This window comes from Lentzea sp. NPDC003310, assembly GCF_040610935.1.
Classification (GTDB): domain Bacteria; phylum Actinomycetota; class Actinomycetes; order Mycobacteriales; family Pseudonocardiaceae; genus Lentzea.
Map to the genome: position 1 here is coordinate 355,621 of NZ_JBEXNC010000006.1, position 14,947 is coordinate 370,567.

General features: G+C 69.9%; 15 protein-coding genes. 10 read left to right on the plus strand and 5 right to left on the minus strand.

The features are described from left to right. The first annotated feature begins 71 nt into the window (after positions 1–71). Entirely contained in the window at positions 72–521 is a 450-nt protein-coding gene (locus ABZX02_RS14390; RefSeq protein ID WP_355298198.1) for a MarR family transcriptional regulator, read from the plus strand. A 165-nt stretch (positions 522–686) separates the two neighbouring features. Here ABZX02_RS14390 and ABZX02_RS14395 read toward each other — a convergent pair whose 3' ends face one another. Beyond that, the gene (locus tag ABZX02_RS14395; RefSeq protein WP_355298418.1) at positions 687–1,265 is read right to left on the minus strand and encodes a TMEM165/GDT1 family protein; all 579 of its coding nucleotides are present in this window, start codon (positions 1,263–1,265) and stop codon (positions 687–689) included. A 329-nt stretch (positions 1,266–1,594) separates the two neighbouring features. Between ABZX02_RS14395 and ABZX02_RS14400 the strand changes: the two genes are divergently transcribed. The 4 genes from ABZX02_RS14400 to ABZX02_RS14415 are packed head-to-tail and all read left to right on the plus strand — an operon-like array spanning position 1,595 to position 8,138. Then, the gene (locus ABZX02_RS14400) at positions 1,595–3,049 is read left to right on the plus strand and encodes a cytochrome ubiquinol oxidase subunit I (protein ID WP_355298200.1); all 1,455 of its coding nucleotides are present in this window, start codon (positions 1,595–1,597) and stop codon (positions 3,047–3,049) included. A gap of 12 nt (positions 3,050–3,061) precedes the next feature. Further along, entirely contained in the window at positions 3,062–4,033 is a 972-nt protein-coding gene (gene cydB / locus ABZX02_RS14405; protein WP_355298201.1) for a cytochrome d ubiquinol oxidase subunit II, read from the plus strand. Beyond that, positions 4,033–7,026 carry a thiol reductant ABC exporter subunit CydD gene (cydD, locus tag ABZX02_RS14410; protein WP_355298203.1) on the plus strand — a complete coding sequence of 998 codons (2,994 nt, stop codon included), beginning with the start codon at positions 4,033–4,035 and terminating at the stop codon, positions 7,024–7,026. The genes cydB and cydD overlap by 1 nt, the downstream gene beginning before the upstream one ends. A 5-nt stretch (positions 7,027–7,031) precedes the next feature. Continuing rightward, positions 7,032–8,138, plus strand: a complete 1,107-nt coding sequence (locus tag ABZX02_RS14415) for a GAF domain-containing sensor histidine kinase (protein ID WP_355298205.1) — start codon at positions 7,032–7,034, stop codon at positions 8,136–8,138. On the opposite strand, the gene ABZX02_RS14420 is transcribed toward ABZX02_RS14415, so the two are convergent. Further along, entirely contained in the window at positions 8,116–8,733 is a 618-nt protein-coding gene (locus tag ABZX02_RS14420) for a response regulator transcription factor (protein WP_355298207.1), read from the minus strand. The genes ABZX02_RS14415 and ABZX02_RS14420 overlap by 23 nt on opposite strands. Before the next feature lie 61 nt (positions 8,734–8,794). Between ABZX02_RS14420 and ABZX02_RS14425 the strand changes: the two genes are divergently transcribed. Next, entirely contained in the window at positions 8,795–9,289 is a 495-nt protein-coding gene (locus tag ABZX02_RS14425) for a GNAT family N-acetyltransferase (protein WP_355298208.1), read from the plus strand. A 42-nt stretch (positions 9,290–9,331) separates the two neighbouring features. Here ABZX02_RS14425 and ABZX02_RS14430 read toward each other — a convergent pair whose 3' ends face one another. Beyond that, entirely contained in the window at positions 9,332–9,850 is a 519-nt protein-coding gene (locus ABZX02_RS14430) for a macro domain-containing protein (protein ID WP_355298420.1), read from the minus strand. 147 nt (positions 9,851–9,997) lie between these two features. Between ABZX02_RS14430 and pheA the strand changes: the two genes are divergently transcribed. Further along, on the plus strand, positions 9,998–10,888 hold the full coding sequence (gene pheA / locus ABZX02_RS14435) for a prephenate dehydratase (protein ID WP_355298209.1): 891 nt from the start codon (positions 9,998–10,000) through the stop codon (positions 10,886–10,888). Further along, a complete protein-coding gene (locus tag ABZX02_RS14440) occupies positions 10,885–11,478 on the plus strand; it encodes a histidine phosphatase family protein (RefSeq protein ID WP_355298211.1) in 594 nt (197 codons plus the stop codon). Before pheA ends, ABZX02_RS14440 begins: the two co-directional genes overlap by 4 nt. Positions 11,479–11,527: 49 nt before the next feature. Here ABZX02_RS14440 and ABZX02_RS14445 read toward each other — a convergent pair whose 3' ends face one another. Together ABZX02_RS14445 and ABZX02_RS14450 are read right to left on the minus strand one after the other, a co-directional pair. Next, positions 11,528–11,878, minus strand: a complete 351-nt coding sequence (locus tag ABZX02_RS14445; protein WP_355298213.1) for a metallopeptidase family protein — start codon at positions 11,876–11,878, stop codon at positions 11,528–11,530. Next, entirely contained in the window at positions 11,875–12,963 is a 1,089-nt protein-coding gene (locus tag ABZX02_RS14450) for a septum formation family protein (protein WP_355298215.1), read from the minus strand. Before ABZX02_RS14450 ends, ABZX02_RS14445 begins: the two co-directional genes overlap by 4 nt. 132 nt (positions 12,964–13,095) lie before the next feature. Here ABZX02_RS14450 and ABZX02_RS14455 point away from each other — a divergent pair, with 132 nt between their 5' ends. Both ABZX02_RS14455 and ABZX02_RS14460 read left to right on the plus strand, forming a co-directional pair. Further along, positions 13,096–13,770 carry a hypothetical protein gene (locus ABZX02_RS14455; RefSeq protein WP_355298217.1) on the plus strand — a complete coding sequence of 225 codons (675 nt, stop codon included), beginning with the start codon at positions 13,096–13,098 and terminating at the stop codon, positions 13,768–13,770. Between the two features lie 6 nt (positions 13,771–13,776). Next, positions 13,777–14,940 carry a glutathionylspermidine synthase family protein gene (locus ABZX02_RS14460; RefSeq protein ID WP_355298219.1) on the plus strand — a complete coding sequence of 388 codons (1,164 nt, stop codon included), beginning with the start codon at positions 13,777–13,779 and terminating at the stop codon, positions 14,938–14,940. Positions 14,941–14,947: the final 7 nt, after the last annotated feature.

Below are 14,947 nucleotides of genomic sequence, written 5' to 3' on the forward strand. Positions count from 1 at the left end.
CTCCAAAGTAGTCAACCAAGTTGTCTAACCTTAGAATAAGGTCAACCAGGTTGTCTACATAGAGGCGAAACATGGAACCGGTCCCGATGCTGCTGGCGATGACGTACCGCGCCATGGGCGACCAGTTCCACGACCGGCTCCGCCAGATCGGCCTCGAGCCGCTCCGGCCCGCGCACGGCTACGTGTTCCGGTTCCTCAAGGAGAAGCGGGCGACCACCGTCGACATCGGACAGCACCTCGGCGTCACGAAGCAGGCCGCGGCGAAGATCGTCGCCGAGCTGGACGAGTGGGGCTACGTCCTGCGGGAACCGCACCCGACGGACAAGCGCGCCCAGTACGTCGCGCTGACCACGAAGGGCCGCGACTACCTGAAGTTCGCCGACAACCTGTGGGCGGACCTGGAGGCCGAGATGGCCGAGGCGATCGGGGCCGACACGGTCGTCACGATCAGGCAGGGCCTCGCCGCGTACCTGCAGCACGTCCACGGCGAGGACCAGCCAGGGCTGCGACCGGTCTGGTGACCAGCCAGGCCCTGTCCTGCAAGTCCCGTCGGGCGGCAGTGGCGGCCGAGGGCCCCGGAGACGGCACCGCAACGCCCGGATACGCCCGGTATGAGGCCGTCGCGGCGGCACCGCCTCCGGGTCTCTCGCCCGCGCCTGCCACCGGACGAACTCGCAGGACAGGGCCTAGAACACCTGCGTCAGCGCGATCACGCCGAACACCGCGAAGACCACCCCGGCCACGCGCTGGATCCAGTGCGTCGGCAGCCGTCCGGCGAGCTTGCGTCCCACCAGGACGGCCAGCCCGGCCACGGCGACGAGCGCGAGCCACGCGCCCAGGCCCACCGCGAGCGGCGCGCCGTAGCGGGCGGTGATGCCGGCGGTCGCGAGCTGCGAGGCGTCGCCCCACTCGGCCGCGAACAGCACGCCGAACGACGTCAGGGCAGCGCGCCAGAACGGCACGGAGGTGTGCGTCCCCGCCTCGTCCGCGGAGTCCTCGTCCCGCGAGAACCCCTCCTTGAGCAGCATGAACGCGCCCACGCCGAACAGCACGGCGACCACGCCCGCCACGACGCGGTCCGGGAGCAGGGTGATCGCGGAGCCGAACGCGGCGGCGACCACGCTCTGCACGGCGAAGGCGGCCACGACGCCCACGAACACCGGCCAGGCGCGGTAGCGCGTGGTCAGCACGAGGGTCGCGACCATGGTCTTGTCGGGCAGCTCGACGAGGAACACCACCGCGAAGGCGGTGATGAACGCGAGCATTGATGTGGCCACGAGGTCCTCCACGTCCGAATACGAGCCCGGACGGAGGCGCATCAGACCCCGACCAGGCGTCTTGCAGCCTGGCCGGAGGTCTCGTTCGCCCGTACAAGACGGGTGTGGGACCGGATCCGCTCGAAGGCGGGATCAGTATGTCGATCACCACGCCACCGGCCGACTGCTCCGGTGGGAACTACTCCCCTCTGGCGCATTCATCGTAACCGACGCATGTCACCCACAAGGCGTGACTTCGCGCACGGGACCTTGGTCCCGAGCCGGGACGGGACCGTCGTACCTGATAACCGCCATGATCCACACCTAGGCTCGGAAACGTGGAAGTACTCGAACTCGCGCGGTGGCAGTTCGGCATCACCACCGTCTACCACTTTCTGATGGTGCCGCTGACGATCGGCCTGTCGCTGCTCGTGGCAGCGATGCAGACCGCGTGGGTGCGCACGGGCAACGAGCGCTACTACAAGATGACGAAGTTCTGGGGGAAGCTCCTCCTGATCAACTTCGCCGCCGGCGTCGTGACGGGCATCGTGCAGGAGTTCCAGTTCGGCATGGCCTGGAGCGCCTACTCGCGGTTCGTCGGTGACGTGTTCGGCGCTCCGCTCGCGATGGAGGCGATCGTCGCCTTCTTCGTCGAGTCGACGTTCCTCGGGCTGTGGATCTTCGGCTGGGACAAGCTGCCGAAGAAGGTCCACCTCGCCTGCGCCTGGGCGTTCAGCCTCGCGACGATGGCCAGCGCGTACTTCATCCTCGCCGCCAACTCGTGGATGCAGCACCCGGTCGGCATCGAGATGCACGAGGGCCGTCCGCGCCTCACCTCGATCTGGGCCGTGCTGACGAACAACACGACGCTCGCCGCCTTCCCGCACACCATCGCGGGCGCGTTCGCGGTGTCGGCCGCCTTCCTCGTGGGCATCGCCGCGTGGCACCTCCACCGCAAGTCGGAGGAGGAGAAGGTCTGGCGCAGCTCGCTCAAGCTCGGCACGTGGGTCGGCGTGGTCGCGTTCAGCGCCCTGGCGATCACCGGTGACCTGCAGGGCAAGCTGATGTTCGAGCAGCAGCCGATGAAGATGGCCGCCGCGGAAGCGTTGTGCCACACCGAACAGCCGGCGAGCTTCAGCATCTTCGCGGTCGGCGACGTCACCCGGCCGGACTGCGAGAACGTCAAGAGCATCACGGTGCCCGCACTGCTGAGCTTCCTGGCGCACAACGACTTCAGCAGCGAGGTCAAGGGAATCCAGGACCTGGTCCCGATGTACCAGGAGAAGTACGGCGAGTTCTACCCCGTCGACGAACGGCTGGGCGAGCTCAGCGGCAAGCCGATCGACTACGTGCCCGCGCTTCCCGTGACGTACTGGGGTTTCCGGTTGATGATCGGGTTCGGCGGCATCTCGGCCGGCCTCGGGGTGTTCATGCTCTGGTTGACCCGGAAGAACCGGACGCCCACCGGCTGGTGGTTCCCGGCACTCGGTCTCGCCGGCATCGCGACTCCCTTCCTGGCCAACAGCGCGGGCTGGATCTTCACGGAGATGGGGCGGCAGCCGTTCGTCGTGGTGCCGAACCCGAGCGGGGTCGACGGGGTGTGGATGTTCACCGCGCAGGCGGTCAGCCAGTCCACGGCCGGCGAGATCCTGACCTCGCTCATCGCGCTCACCGCGGTCTACACCGTGCTGGCGGTCGTGGAGTTCTACCTGATCCGCAAGTACGTCAGGAGCGGGATTCCCGGTGTGCTGCCGCAGAAGACCGACGACGGCGCCCTGGCGTTCGCGTACTAGGGGAGAGGCGACGTGGAAACGCTCTGGTTCGTGCTGATCGCCGTGCTGTGGCTCGGCTACCTGTTCCTCGAAGGATTCGACTTCGGCGTCGGCATGCTGCTGCCGGTTCTCGGGCGCAGCGACCGCGAACGCCGGGTCATGATCAACACCATCGGGCCGGTCTGGGACGGCAACGAGGTGTGGCTCATCACCGCGATCGGTGCCACGTTCGCGGCTTTCCCCGGCTGGTACGCGGCGCTGCTCAGCGCCGCGTACCTGCCACTGACGCTGTTCCTCGTCGCGTTGATCGGACGTGGGGTCGCGTTCGACTACCGCGGCAAGGTCGACAACCCGCGCTGGCGCAGGGCCTGGGACATCACCATCGTCGCGGGCTCGTGGATCGCCACGCTCAGCGTCGGCCTGCTGATCTCGACGACGGTGCTGGGCCTGCCGATCGACGCGAACGGCGACCGCGTCGGCGGGCCGTTCGAGGCGATCCGGCTGGAGACGGTCGTCGGCGCGCTCGCCTTCGCGGGCTACGCGCTGGTGCACGGCGCGGTGTTCACGGCGCTCAAGACCGAGGGCGAGATCCGCGAACGGGCCCGCCGCACCGCGCTGATGCTCGCGCCCGTCGCACTTCTCCCGCTCGTGGCGCTGCTGGCCATCGCCGCCGGGCTGTGGGCTGCGGTGGTCGTCGCGATCCTCGGCCTCGCGATGTGGCGGCTGGCCGTGGACCGCGACGGGCAGTCGTTCGCGTTGATGGGACTGGCGATCGCGGCGAGCGTCGTGGTGCTGTTCGGCACGCTGTACCCGAACGTTCTGCCGTCGACGCTGAACGACGCGTGGTCGCTGACGATCGCCAACACGGCGTCGAGCCCGTACACGCTGAAGGTCATGACGTGGGTCGCCGCTTTCGGCACTCCCGCGGTGCTCGTCTACCAGGGCTGGACGTACTGGGTGTTCCGCAAGCGCATCGGCGTCCAGCACATCCCGGCGGCGCACTGATGAAGCGCGGTCCGCTGGGAGCCCTGCCCCAGCTCTCGAAGAACGCCAGGCGCGCCCTCGTCGGGGTGGGCGCGCTGGCGTTCCTCAACGCCCTGGCGCTCGTCGCCCAGGCCGTCGCGCTGGCGTCGGTGATCACGACCCGCGAAGGCCTGCCGCTGCTGGCCGTCGCGATCCTGGCCCGTGCCGGACTGTCGTGGGCGACGGAGAGCGTCGCCGCCCGCGCCGCCGCCGGGGCGAAGGAGGAGCTGCGGACCCGGCTGCTCGCCAAGTCGTTCGAACGCGGCCCCGCCTGGATCGCCGAACGCGGCACGGCCGAGCTGTCGGTGCTCGCGACCAAGGGCCTCGACGCGCTCGACGCGTACTTCACCCGCTACCTGCCCGCGCTGGTCACGGCCGTGGTCGTGCCACCGCTCGCCGGGGCGTGGATCCTCTTCACCGACTGGCCGTCGGCCGTGCTGATCGCGGTCACCGTGCCGCTGATCCCGGTCTTCGCCGCGTTGATCGGCTGGTACACCGAGAAGCGCGTCCGCAAGGCCGCCGACGTCACCGAGCTGCTGTCGGCGCAGCTGCTCGAACTGCTGCGCGCGTTGCCGGTGCTCACGGTCTTCGGCCGCGCCAAGCAGCAGGCCGCCGCCGTCGAGCAGATCGGTGAGCAGCACCGCAAGGCCACGATGGGCACGCTGCGGATCGCGTTCCTCAGCGCGCTGGTGCTGGAGATCGCGGCCTCGTTGAGCGTCGCGCTGATCGCCGTGGGCATCGGCATCCGGCTCGTGCACGGCGACATGACGCTGATGACCGCGCTGGTCGTGCTGATCCTGGCGCCCGAGTGCTACCTGCCGTTGCGCGCGGCCGGTGCCGCCCACCACGCGAGCGAGGACGGCCTGGAGGCGGTCCGGCGCGTCGCCGAGGTCGTGGACCACGAGGACGGCTCACGGCCGCGCCTGCCCGGCGGTGCGGTGCACGTCGACAACCTGCGCGTGCTGCGGCGCGGCGGGTTCGCGCCGGACGGCATCAGCTTCGACGTGCGGCCAGGAGAGATCTATCGACTCGAAGGCGCGAGCGGTGCCGGGAAGTCGACGACGTTCGGGGTGCTGCTGGGTTTCGTGCAGCCGACGGACGGCACCGCGTTCGTGGCCGGCGACATCGCGTACGTGCCGCAAAGGCCCGCGTTCGCCGCTGCCACGCCCCGCGCGGAGCTGGAGCTGACGGTTCCCGGCGCCGAGGACGTCGAGCAGGTCGCGGACGAGGTCGTGGCGTCGCACCTGCTCGACCGCCAGATCACCGACCTCTCGACCGGTGAACGCCAACGTGTCGCAGTCGCGCGCGCTCTGCTTAGGGTGCGTCACGGCGCGACGGTGCTCCTCCTCGACGAACCGACCGCGCACCTCGACCCGGTGACAAGTCGCAAAGTCGACAAAGCGATCAAGCGAGCCAGCGCCACGGCCGCCGTCGTCCTCGCCTCGCACCGCGAGAAGGAGACGACCGAGGACGAGACGTTCGCCAGGGTCGTCACCGAGGAGGCCGTCCCGGAACGGCCGAAGCGACTGCCGCTGCCGTGGAAGGGCGCCGGGCTGGGCGTGCTCGCGGCGATGGCGGGCATCGCGCTGACCGCGCTGGCCGCCCACCTGATCGCCCGTGCGGCCGAGATGCCGCCGATCCTGACGCTGTCGGTGGTGGTCGTGGGCGTGCGGACGTTCGCGCTGAGCAAGGGCGTGCTGCGGTACATCGAGCGGTTGGTGACGCACGACGAGACGTTCCGCCTCGCGAACAAGCTGCGCGGAGAGCTGTGGTTGCGGCTCGTGCGGACCCAACGGCGTGATGGGCTCCAACGGCTCGTGGACGACACCGACACGGTTCGCGACCTGATTCCGCGCGTGCTCGTGCCACCGGTCGTGGCGATCGGAGCCGGCCTCGCGACAACGGTCCTGTTCGCGTTCATCGACCCGGCCGCCGCGCTGACGCTGGGCGGGTTGCTGCTCGCGGCCGGACTGGCCGCCCCGGCGGTCGCCGTCTGGACCGAACGCCGGGCCAGCACGAAGCTCGCCAGGGGCCGTCGCAAGGTCGCCCGCGACACGATCAACGCGCTCGCCGCCGCGCCGGACCTCATCGCGCACGACGCCCACCACCGCCTGCTGGACCGGCTGCACGCCGAGGACGTCGAACTCGCGGGCCAGACCCGCAGGCAAGCGTTTGGTACGGGTGCGGCCACAGCGATCGTCCTGCTCGCGACCGGCGCCGCCGCCCTGGTCTGCGCCACCACCGGCAACCCGGTGCTCGGCCTCGTACCGCTCGCGCTCGCCGAGCCGCTGGCCGCACTACCGCTGGCCGCCCAGCAGCGCCGGGCGTTGCGGGAAGCGAGCGCGCGGCTGCAGTTCGACGCGTCGGAACAGCCGGAGCCGCAGCGGGGCAGGCGGATCCGCCTGGAGAACGTCGACGTCCGCTGGCCGGGTGCCACCGAGCCGACGCTGCGCGACCTGCACCTCAACGTCGAACCCGGCACGCACGTCGCGGTCGTCGGCCCGTCGGGCAGCGGCAAGTCGACGCTGTTCGCGCTGCTCCTGGGCTTCCTCCAGCCCGAGCGCGGCATCGTCGAGCTGCCGCGCGCCACCTGGTGCCCGCAGGAGCCGATGCTGGTCAGCACGACCGTGCGGGAGAATTTGCGGATGTCGGGTCAGCACGACGACGACGCGCTGCGGGAGGCGTTGCGCAAGGCCTGCCTGGAGGACTGGACGGACCGGCTGGACACCGTGATCAGGCCCGACCAGGTCTCGGGTGGCGAGGCTCAACGGCTGGCGCTCGCGCGGGCGTTGCTGCACGACGCCGACGTGGTGCTGCTCGACGAGCCCACCGCGCACCTCGACGAACCGACCGCGCGCAGGCTGCTCGAGCAGCTCAGGCAGGACGGCCGGACCGTTCTGCACATCACGCACCGCCCGGACGAGGCGGCGAGGGCGGACCTGGTGCTGGACCTCGGCGCCCCCGCATACCGTTGAGGACCATGGACCCCTCTCTGGCGCGGCGCGTGCTCGTCGCGTCCACCGAGATCACGTCGGCGGCACTGGAAGACCCGGAGAACGTGCTGCGGCTCGTGGTGGAGGCGGCCGCGGAGATCGCGGACGCCGACCTCGGCCTCGCCATGCTCGCCACCGACGAGGACGACGGCACGCTGACCGTGGAGGCGTCGAGCGGGGAACCGGTCGTCGCGACGCTGAGCCCGCGCAGTGCCGCAGCCAAGGCCGCGCGCACCGGCGTGCCGGTGATGGCGGACGACGTCACGAGCGATCCGCGCACGGCGCCGTACGTGCCGCACGCGCTGAGAACGTACGGACCGTTCGCCGTGGCGCCGTTCGGCACCTCGGACCGCAAGATCGGCGCGCTGGCCGTCTACCGGCGCCGGGACAAGGCGCCGTTCACGCAGGAGACGGTGGACGTGCTGTCGGCGTTCGCGGCGCAGGCGGGCCTCGCGGTCGTGCTGGCCGAGGGCTTCACGGCCCGCCAGCGCGTCGCGGTCTACGAGGAGCGCGAACGCATCGCCCGCGACCTGCACGACGTGATCATCCAGCGGCTCTACGGCGCCGGCGTGCAGCTCAGCCTGCTGGAACGGCGCCTGGGCAAGAAGCTCGACAACACCGACCGCGCCCGGATCAACGAGGCCGTCGACCTGGTCGACGAGACGATCGCCGAGGTCCGCGGGACCGTCCGCAAGCTGCGCCACACCGACCCGGCCGAGGGCACCGACCTGCTCGACTCGATCAAGGCGGAGGTCCGCACTGCCGGTGAGCTGCTCGGGTTCGCACCACGCCTGCACGTGTCGGGCGACCTGGCGAACGTGCCGCAACGGCACGCCGACGACGCGCGCGCTGCGTTGCGTGAGGCGTTGTCGAACGTCGTGCGGCACTCAGGCGCCACGAACCTCCAGATCGACGTACGGCGCGATGAGAAGCACCTGCTGCTGCGCGTCGCGGACAACGGGTGCGGCATCCCGTCCGGCGTGACTCAACGCGGTTTGCGGCACCTCGCCGAACGGGCGAAGTCCGCGAACGGGGATTTCCGCGTGGTGAGTTCGCCGAACGGGACGACGCTCACCTGGTCCGTCCCCGTTTAGCCACCCAGGCGGCGGCTTGCGTCCGCCGTTCCATGCCGAGTTTGGAGAGAACGGACGTCACGTAGTTCTTCACGGTCTTCTCCGCGAGGAACAGGCGTTCACCGATTTGGCGGTTCGTGAGCCCCTCACCGATCAGTTCGAGCACGCGCTGTTCCTGGTCGGTGAGGCCGATCGGGGTGGGGTTGCGCATCCGTTCGAGCACCCGGCTCGTGGTGGCGGGGTCCAGAAGGGACCGTCCAGCCGCGACCTCCCGCACGGCCGTGACGACGTCCTGGCCGCGCACCTGCTTGAGCAGATAGCCGGACGCCCCAGCCATGATCGCGCCGACCAGAGCCTCTTCGTCGTCGAAGGCTGTCAAGACGAGGCAACGGATGCCCAGGTCCCGCAGCGAGCGGCACAGGTCGACCCCGCTGCCGTCCGGGAGCTGGACGTCGACCACCGCCACGTCGGGCGGGGTCTTCGCGGCCCGCGTCACCGCCTCGCCGACGGACCCGGCCTCGGCTATGACCGAGATGTCCGCCTCGTCGTCGAGCATCTCGCGCAGTCCTCTGCGCACTACTTCGTGATCGTCAACCAACAGAACGCGCACTGGCACGAATCCACCGTACGTCGAATGGCTGTTCCTGAGCGTGACTCGAATTGGCACAGTTCTTGTCATGGCAGAAGGCTCGGTAAGACCGGTCGAGGAAGCAGATCGCATAGTCGTCGCCCGACTGGTTCTCGAGCTATGGGGCGCGCACACCGCCGTCGCGCACGGCGAGGTGTTCTTCCCTGCGAGTCTGCCGGGCTTCCTCGTGGAGAAGCAGGGGCACGTGCTGGGTCTGCTGACCTACGCGGTGGCGAACAACCAGCTGGAGATCGTCACGATCGACGCGCTGCGCAGGGGCCGCGGCGTCGGCACCGCGCTGGTCGACGCCGCGGTGCGCCAGGCGCGCACGCTCGGGTGCAACCGGGTGCGCCTGACGACCACCAACGACAACCTCGACGCGGTCCGCTTCTACCAGCGCCGCGGCTTCAAGCTCGTCGCGATCAGACCCGACGCGGTCCGCGAGGCGCGCAAGCTCAAACCGGAGATCCCGGCCGTCGGGGAGTTCGGCATCCCCATCACAGACGAGCTGGACCTGGAACGATGGGTCGCACCACGGCAGTAGTCCACAGCTGTCCACAACCTTGTCCACAGGTTGTGCACATGCTCAGACGTGCAGCGGGTTGAACGCCTCGTCCCACGCGGCGGCGACCTGGTGGGCGCACGTGGACGGGGCGACGCCGCCGACCCCGGTGCCGAGTCCCGGCATCGCGATGGTGTGGACGGCGTCGCGCACCGGCGTGCCGTCCTCCAGCCGCCCTCCGAGCCAGAGCATCAGCACCGCCCGTGCGGCGAGGTAGGGGTGGACGGTGTCGACCGGCAGCCGTTCGCCGGGCCGGCGCATCGTCGGGGCGCTGATGAGCCACGCCGGTTCGGTCTCGCCCGTCGCCACGATCTGGGCCTCGCCGACCGGGAGCTCACCGCCGTGCAGCGTGAGGACCGCGCTGCGGACGTTGTTCTCGACCTCGGGGAACGCCGTGGCGTAGACGGCGTCGATGCCACCGCGCATCCAGCCCTGCGAGTTCGCCGGGCTGACGATCGCCTGCGCGTGGATGTCCAGCACCGACCCCCGGTGCACCCTCACCCCGGTGCGTCCGTCCGCGACGGCGGACCAGGCGTTCGCCATCGGTTCGTCGACCGCGCACAACACGAGTTCAGGCGCTAGAGCGGGCACGCCCCAAGCATTCCAGTTCGAACGGCCCCGGCGGAACCCAGGTTTGGCGGTCGACACAGGCGTGATTTCCGCCTCTGAACGCCGCACTACGCTGACCCGATGCCGCGCATTGCGTACTTCGGACCACAGGGGACCTTCACCGAGCAGGCAGCGATGCGGTTCGAGGGCGACCTGGTGCCGTTCGAGACGATCCCGCTCGCCATCGCCGCCGTGCGCGACGGCTCAGCGGACTTCGCGTGCGTGCCCATCGAGAACTCCGTCGAGGGCGCGGTGCCCGTAACGCTCGACGCCTTGGTGCGCGACGAACCGGTCGTCGCCGTCGCCGAGACCGTGCTGGACGTCCGGTTCAGCGTCCTGGTCCAGCCGGGGACCACCGAGATCCGCACGATCGCCTCGCACCCGCACGCGCTGGCCCAGGTCCGCGAGTGGATCGCGGCCTCGCTGCCCGGTGCCACCTCGATCGCCACCTCGTCGACCGCCGCCGCGGCGGCCGCCGTGGAACGTGGCGAGTTCGACGCGGCCGTGTCCGCCCCGGTCGCGATCAACCACTACAAGCTCGACGAGTACGCCACCGACGTCCTGGACGTGCCCGACGCGCGGACCCGCTTCCTCCTGCTGCGCCGTCCGGGTCACCTGCCGGAGCCGACCGGAGCCGACCGCACGAGCGTCGTCGTGACCACGCCGAACCGCGTCGGCGTGCTGTCGGAGCTGCTCACCGAGCTGGCCTTGCGTGGCATCAATCTCACCGGCCTCGAATCGCGCCCGCAGAAGGGCAAACTGGGGACGTACCGCTTCTACATCGACGTCGAGGGGCACATCGCAGAGCCGAGGATCGGTGACGCGCTGGCCGCGCTGCACCGACACTCGCGCGAGATCCGGTTCCTCGGGTCCTTCCCGAAGGCCGACCACGAGCCCGTCGAGGCTCACAACGCCGAGTTCGCCGCAGCCGCCTCCTGGGTCGATGCTGTCAGAAAGGGCGAGCGCGGGTGAGGTTGCTGCTGGTCAGGCACGGTGAGACGGCGTCGAACATCGAGCGCAAGCTGGACACGGCCATGCCGGGTCCGCCGCTCACCGAACTGGGCCACAAGCAGGCCCGCGAACTGGCCGACACCCTCGCCGCCGAGACGATCACCGCCGTCTACGCGAGCATCGGCCTGCGCGCCCAGCAGACCGCCGCCCCCACCGCCGAACGCTTCGGCCTGCCCGTGCAGGTCCTCGAGGGCATCGAGGAGATCCAGGTCGGCTCGCTGGAGGGCCGCAACGACACCGAGGCGTACCAGACCTACCTCGAGACCGTGATCAAGTGGGCCGAGGGCGCGCTGGACGTGCCGTTCCCCGGCGGTGGCGAGACCGGGCAGCAGGTGCTGGACCGGTTCCTCGGCGCGATCTCGTCCATCCACGCCGACGGCACGGTCATGGTCGTGACGCACGGTGGTGCCGGCCGGATGGGGGCGCTGGCGCTCGCGTCGAACGTGCCGGTGGAGCTGGCGGAGAACCTGCTGCCGAACACCGGTGTGGTGGTGCTGGAGTCCGAGGGCGACGGCTGGGTGTGCCGCTCCTGGGCGGGCGTCGAGATCTAGCTCGCGCCGGGAGAAACCTGAAGATCCTTCCCCCGCGCGGGGGAAGGATCTAGCCCCAGCCCAGCTCGTGCAGCCGCGCGTCGTCCACCCCGAAGTGGTGCGCGATCTCGTGCACCACGGTGATGGTGACCTCCTCCACGACGTCCTCCTCGGTGTCGCAGATGTCGAGGATCGCCTCGCGGTAGATGAAGATGTGGTCCGGCAGCGAGCCGCCGTAGTCCGTGGTGCGCTCGGTCAGCGCGATGCCCTGGTAGAGCCCGAGCAGCGACGGCTCGTCGGGGTTGCGGTCCTCGACCAGCACCACGACGTTGTTCATCGCGTGCGTGAAGTCGGGCGGGACCAGGTCGAGCGCCTCTTCGACCAGCTCCTCGAAGCGGGCCCTGGTCATCTCGACCGTCATCGGTTCTCGGTGGTCGTGGTGGGGGAGCCGGAGGACGGCTTGTCGGGCTTGCCGGAGTCCGTGGGCTTGCCCGACTCGCCCGAGGGCGGCTGGTCCTTGTTGGACTCGGAGTGCAGCGGGGCGCCGGTCGGCTCGTCCTGGGCCTTGACCGTGGTCGTCTGCGGCGGGTTCGCGGTGGTCAGCGGCGCGCCGTTGGGGTTGCGGACGCTGCCCTCCCACGCCACCAGGTTGTTGCCCTGGGGGACCGCGCCGATCTTGCAGTTGGCCTTGCGGGAGCCGACGGCCCAGCTCTCCTCGGCCCGCACGTCCCACGTGACCAGCAGGTTCTTGGCCTTCAGGTCCGCGCCGCCGGTGTACCCGGCGGCGATCGTCGCGCACTGCTCGGACATCGCCTTGTCCTGCGCGTCGGGCGCCATGAACGGGCCTTCCGGGTGGGCGACGACGCCGACGACCTCGAACGCGTGCGGCTTCGCACACTCGATCGGGTCACCGACGGTGTTGTTCTCGGCCAGCGCGACGCAGACGCCCGGGTCGTAGACCGCGGACTGGTCCTGCGTCTTCGCGCTGCCGAACGACGGCAGCGCGGCGCCGGACGGGGCGGTGACCTGCAGGCCGCACCTGAGCTGGCGGTAGCCGCTCGACCAGCGGCTCTCGTCCGGGTTCAGGGTGCTGACGCCGTACTTGCCCTTGGGGTCGAGCTTGCCGGCCATGTAGGAGGTCGACGCCTGGGCGCAGTTGTCCTGGGCGATCTTCTCCCAGGCCTCCGCGTTCGGGAACGGCGCTTCCTTCGGGTACGCGGCCGTGATGTCGGCCGTGCCGGTGACCTCGAACTTGTGCGCGGCCGAGCAGTCGACCTTCTGCGCGTCCGAGAGGTCCGCTTTCTCCCAGTTGAGGCATTCGCCCGCCACGGCCTGGTACGCGGCGTTGACGAGCTCCCGCTTCGTGGTGAGCGGGCCTCCTGCCAGCACGGACGTGAACGTGGACAACATCAACAGGCCGAAGGCGCCCACGAACGCGCCGGCCATCACAAGCCGCGTGTCGCGGATGTGACCGGATCGACTCAACCAACCGGCGCTCGGAGACATCTCATCCATGATGCCCGTGCCGTGTGAGACGGCTGTGCGCCGGGTTGGGTCGAGTGTTGCTTTTAGGACACTCGTCACTGAATTGGCCATGTTTCAGCCGTCTCGCTAGGTACCTTGCCCGCGGGAGTGGTGATGACTGACAACAACCTGCCAGGACCTGGCCAGCCGACGCCCCAGCCTGGGCCGCAGTCGGGACAGCCGGGCCAGCCGCAACAGCCCGGCCAGCCTCAGCAGCCGCCGCCGTACCAGCCTGCGCCGCAGCAGTCCGATCCGAAGTCCGGACCGCCGGCCAAGGGCAAGGTGCGCCAGCAGCAGGCCGGCGTGACCAAGCCGCGCCAGGCCACGGTCGCCGAGCAACGCGCTCGTGCCGCCGCGCTGAAGGCGCAGCAGGAGCGGTTCGCTGCCGAGTCCGCCGCGTTTGAGAAGAAGCGCAAGACGCGCAAGCGCCTGCTCATCGGCGGTGGCGTCACCGTCGGCGTGATCGCGCTGGTCGCGATCTGGTACGCGGCCGCCAGCCCGAAGAACGTCACGGCGCAGTGCACCGACTCGAACAACGTGATCGTCGACGACGACTACTGCGACGAGTCGTACTACCGCAGCCACGGCGGGTACAGCAGCGGTGGCTTCATCTACATCGGTGGTTCCTCGTACCGCTACAACTACGGCGGCACGGGCGCGGTCGGCCAGAAGGTGTCCGGCGGCAGCTACACGATCCCCAAGGGCGCGAACGTCTCGACCAAGTCGGGCACGTCGGTCCAGCGCGGCGGGTTCGGCATCAGCAGCGGCTCGAAGAGCAGCGGAGGCTGAGCACAGTTGCGTCGTGAAGCCTCACACCCGCGGCCGAACTGGCAGCGGACGGTCTCCGACCAGGGCTTGGTGTTCGGCCTGCCCGCGAAGTACGCGAACGGCGCCGACCGGCCCTACTGGGACGAGTCCGTGCACTACGTGTTCGAGATGAGCGAGGTCCTCTCGCTCGAAGCCGACGTCGAGCTGCTCCACTCCATGTGCCTCGACGCGGTGGACAACGTGGTGCTCACCGAGCGGTACCGCGACTTCGGCATCCCCGAGTGGGTGTGGCCGCACATCGCCGAGTCCTGGCGCCGCCGCGACCCGCACGTCTACGGCCGCTTCGACCTGCGCTACGACGGCTCGGGTCCCGCCAAGCTGCTCGAGTACAACGCCGACACCCCCACCTCGCTGCTCGAGGCCGCCTACATCCAGTGGTACTGGAAGGAGGAGGTCTTCCCGGACGCCGACCAGTGGAACTCGCTGCACGAGCGCCTGGTCGAGCGGTGGACGGAGATCGGCGCGAAGCTGCCCTCCGGTGAGCTGCACTTCACCTGGTCCGGCGCGGACCCGTCCGGCGAGGACCACCTCACGATCGCCTGCCTGCAGGAGACCGCCGCCGAGGCGGGCCTCAACACCGTGGGCCTCGCGATCGAGGAGGTCGGCTGGGACACGCTGCTCAACCGGTTCGTCGACCTCGAAGAGGCCCCGATGGGCACGGTCTTCAAGCTCTACCCGTGGGAGTGGGTGGTCGAGGAGCAGTTCGGCCGCCACGCCGTGGAGTCGCTGCCCGGCACCCTGTGGGTCGAGCCGCTGTGGAAGATGCTGCTCTCCAACAAGGCGCTGCTCGCGGTGCTGTGGGAGATGTACCCCGGCCACCCCAACCTGCTCCCCGCGTACCTGAACGAGCCCGGGATGCTGACCGAGTACGTGCGCAAGCCGCTGCTCGGCCGCGAGGGCTCGAACATCCAGATCGTCGCCCCGGGCTACGAGACGCAGACCGGTGGCGTGTACGGCAAGGAAGGCTTCGTCTACCAGCTGTTCGATCCGCTTCCGGACTTCGACGGCTACCGCCCCGCGTTGGGCGCCTGGGTGGTCGGCGACACGTCGGCCGGCCTGGGCATCCGGGAAACGGTCGGTCTCGTGACCGACGATGGCGCGGCGTTCGTGCCGCATCGAATTGTTGAGTAAGACTCGG

Coding starts and splice junctions, on each gene's coding strand:
- ABZX02_RS14390 (WP_355298198.1), top strand. CDS start 72: ATGGAACCGGTCCCGATGCTGCTGGCGATGACGTACCGCGCCATGGGC.
- ABZX02_RS14395 (WP_355298418.1), bottom strand. CDS start 1,265: ATGCTCGCGTTCATCACCGCCTTCGCGGTGGTGTTCCTCGTCGAGCTG.
- cydD (WP_355298203.1), top strand. CDS start 4,033: ATGAAGCGCGGTCCGCTGGGAGCCCTGCCCCAGCTCTCGAAGAACGCC.
- ABZX02_RS14415 (WP_355298205.1), top strand. CDS start 7,032: ATGGACCCCTCTCTGGCGCGGCGCGTGCTCGTCGCGTCCACCGAGATC.
- ABZX02_RS14425 (WP_355298208.1), top strand. CDS start 8,795: ATGGCAGAAGGCTCGGTAAGACCGGTCGAGGAAGCAGATCGCATAGTC.
- ABZX02_RS14430 (WP_355298420.1), bottom strand. CDS start 9,850: ATGGCGAACGCCTGGTCCGCCGTCGCGGACGGACGCACCGGGGTGAGG.
- pheA (WP_355298209.1), top strand. CDS start 9,998: ATGCCGCGCATTGCGTACTTCGGACCACAGGGGACCTTCACCGAGCAG.
- ABZX02_RS14445 (WP_355298213.1), bottom strand. CDS start 11,878: ATGACGGTCGAGATGACCAGGGCCCGCTTCGAGGAGCTGGTCGAAGAG.
- ABZX02_RS14450 (WP_355298215.1), bottom strand. CDS start 12,963: ATGTCTCCGAGCGCCGGTTGGTTGAGTCGATCCGGTCACATCCGCGAC.
- ABZX02_RS14455 (WP_355298217.1), top strand. CDS start 13,096: ATGACTGACAACAACCTGCCAGGACCTGGCCAGCCGACGCCCCAGCCT.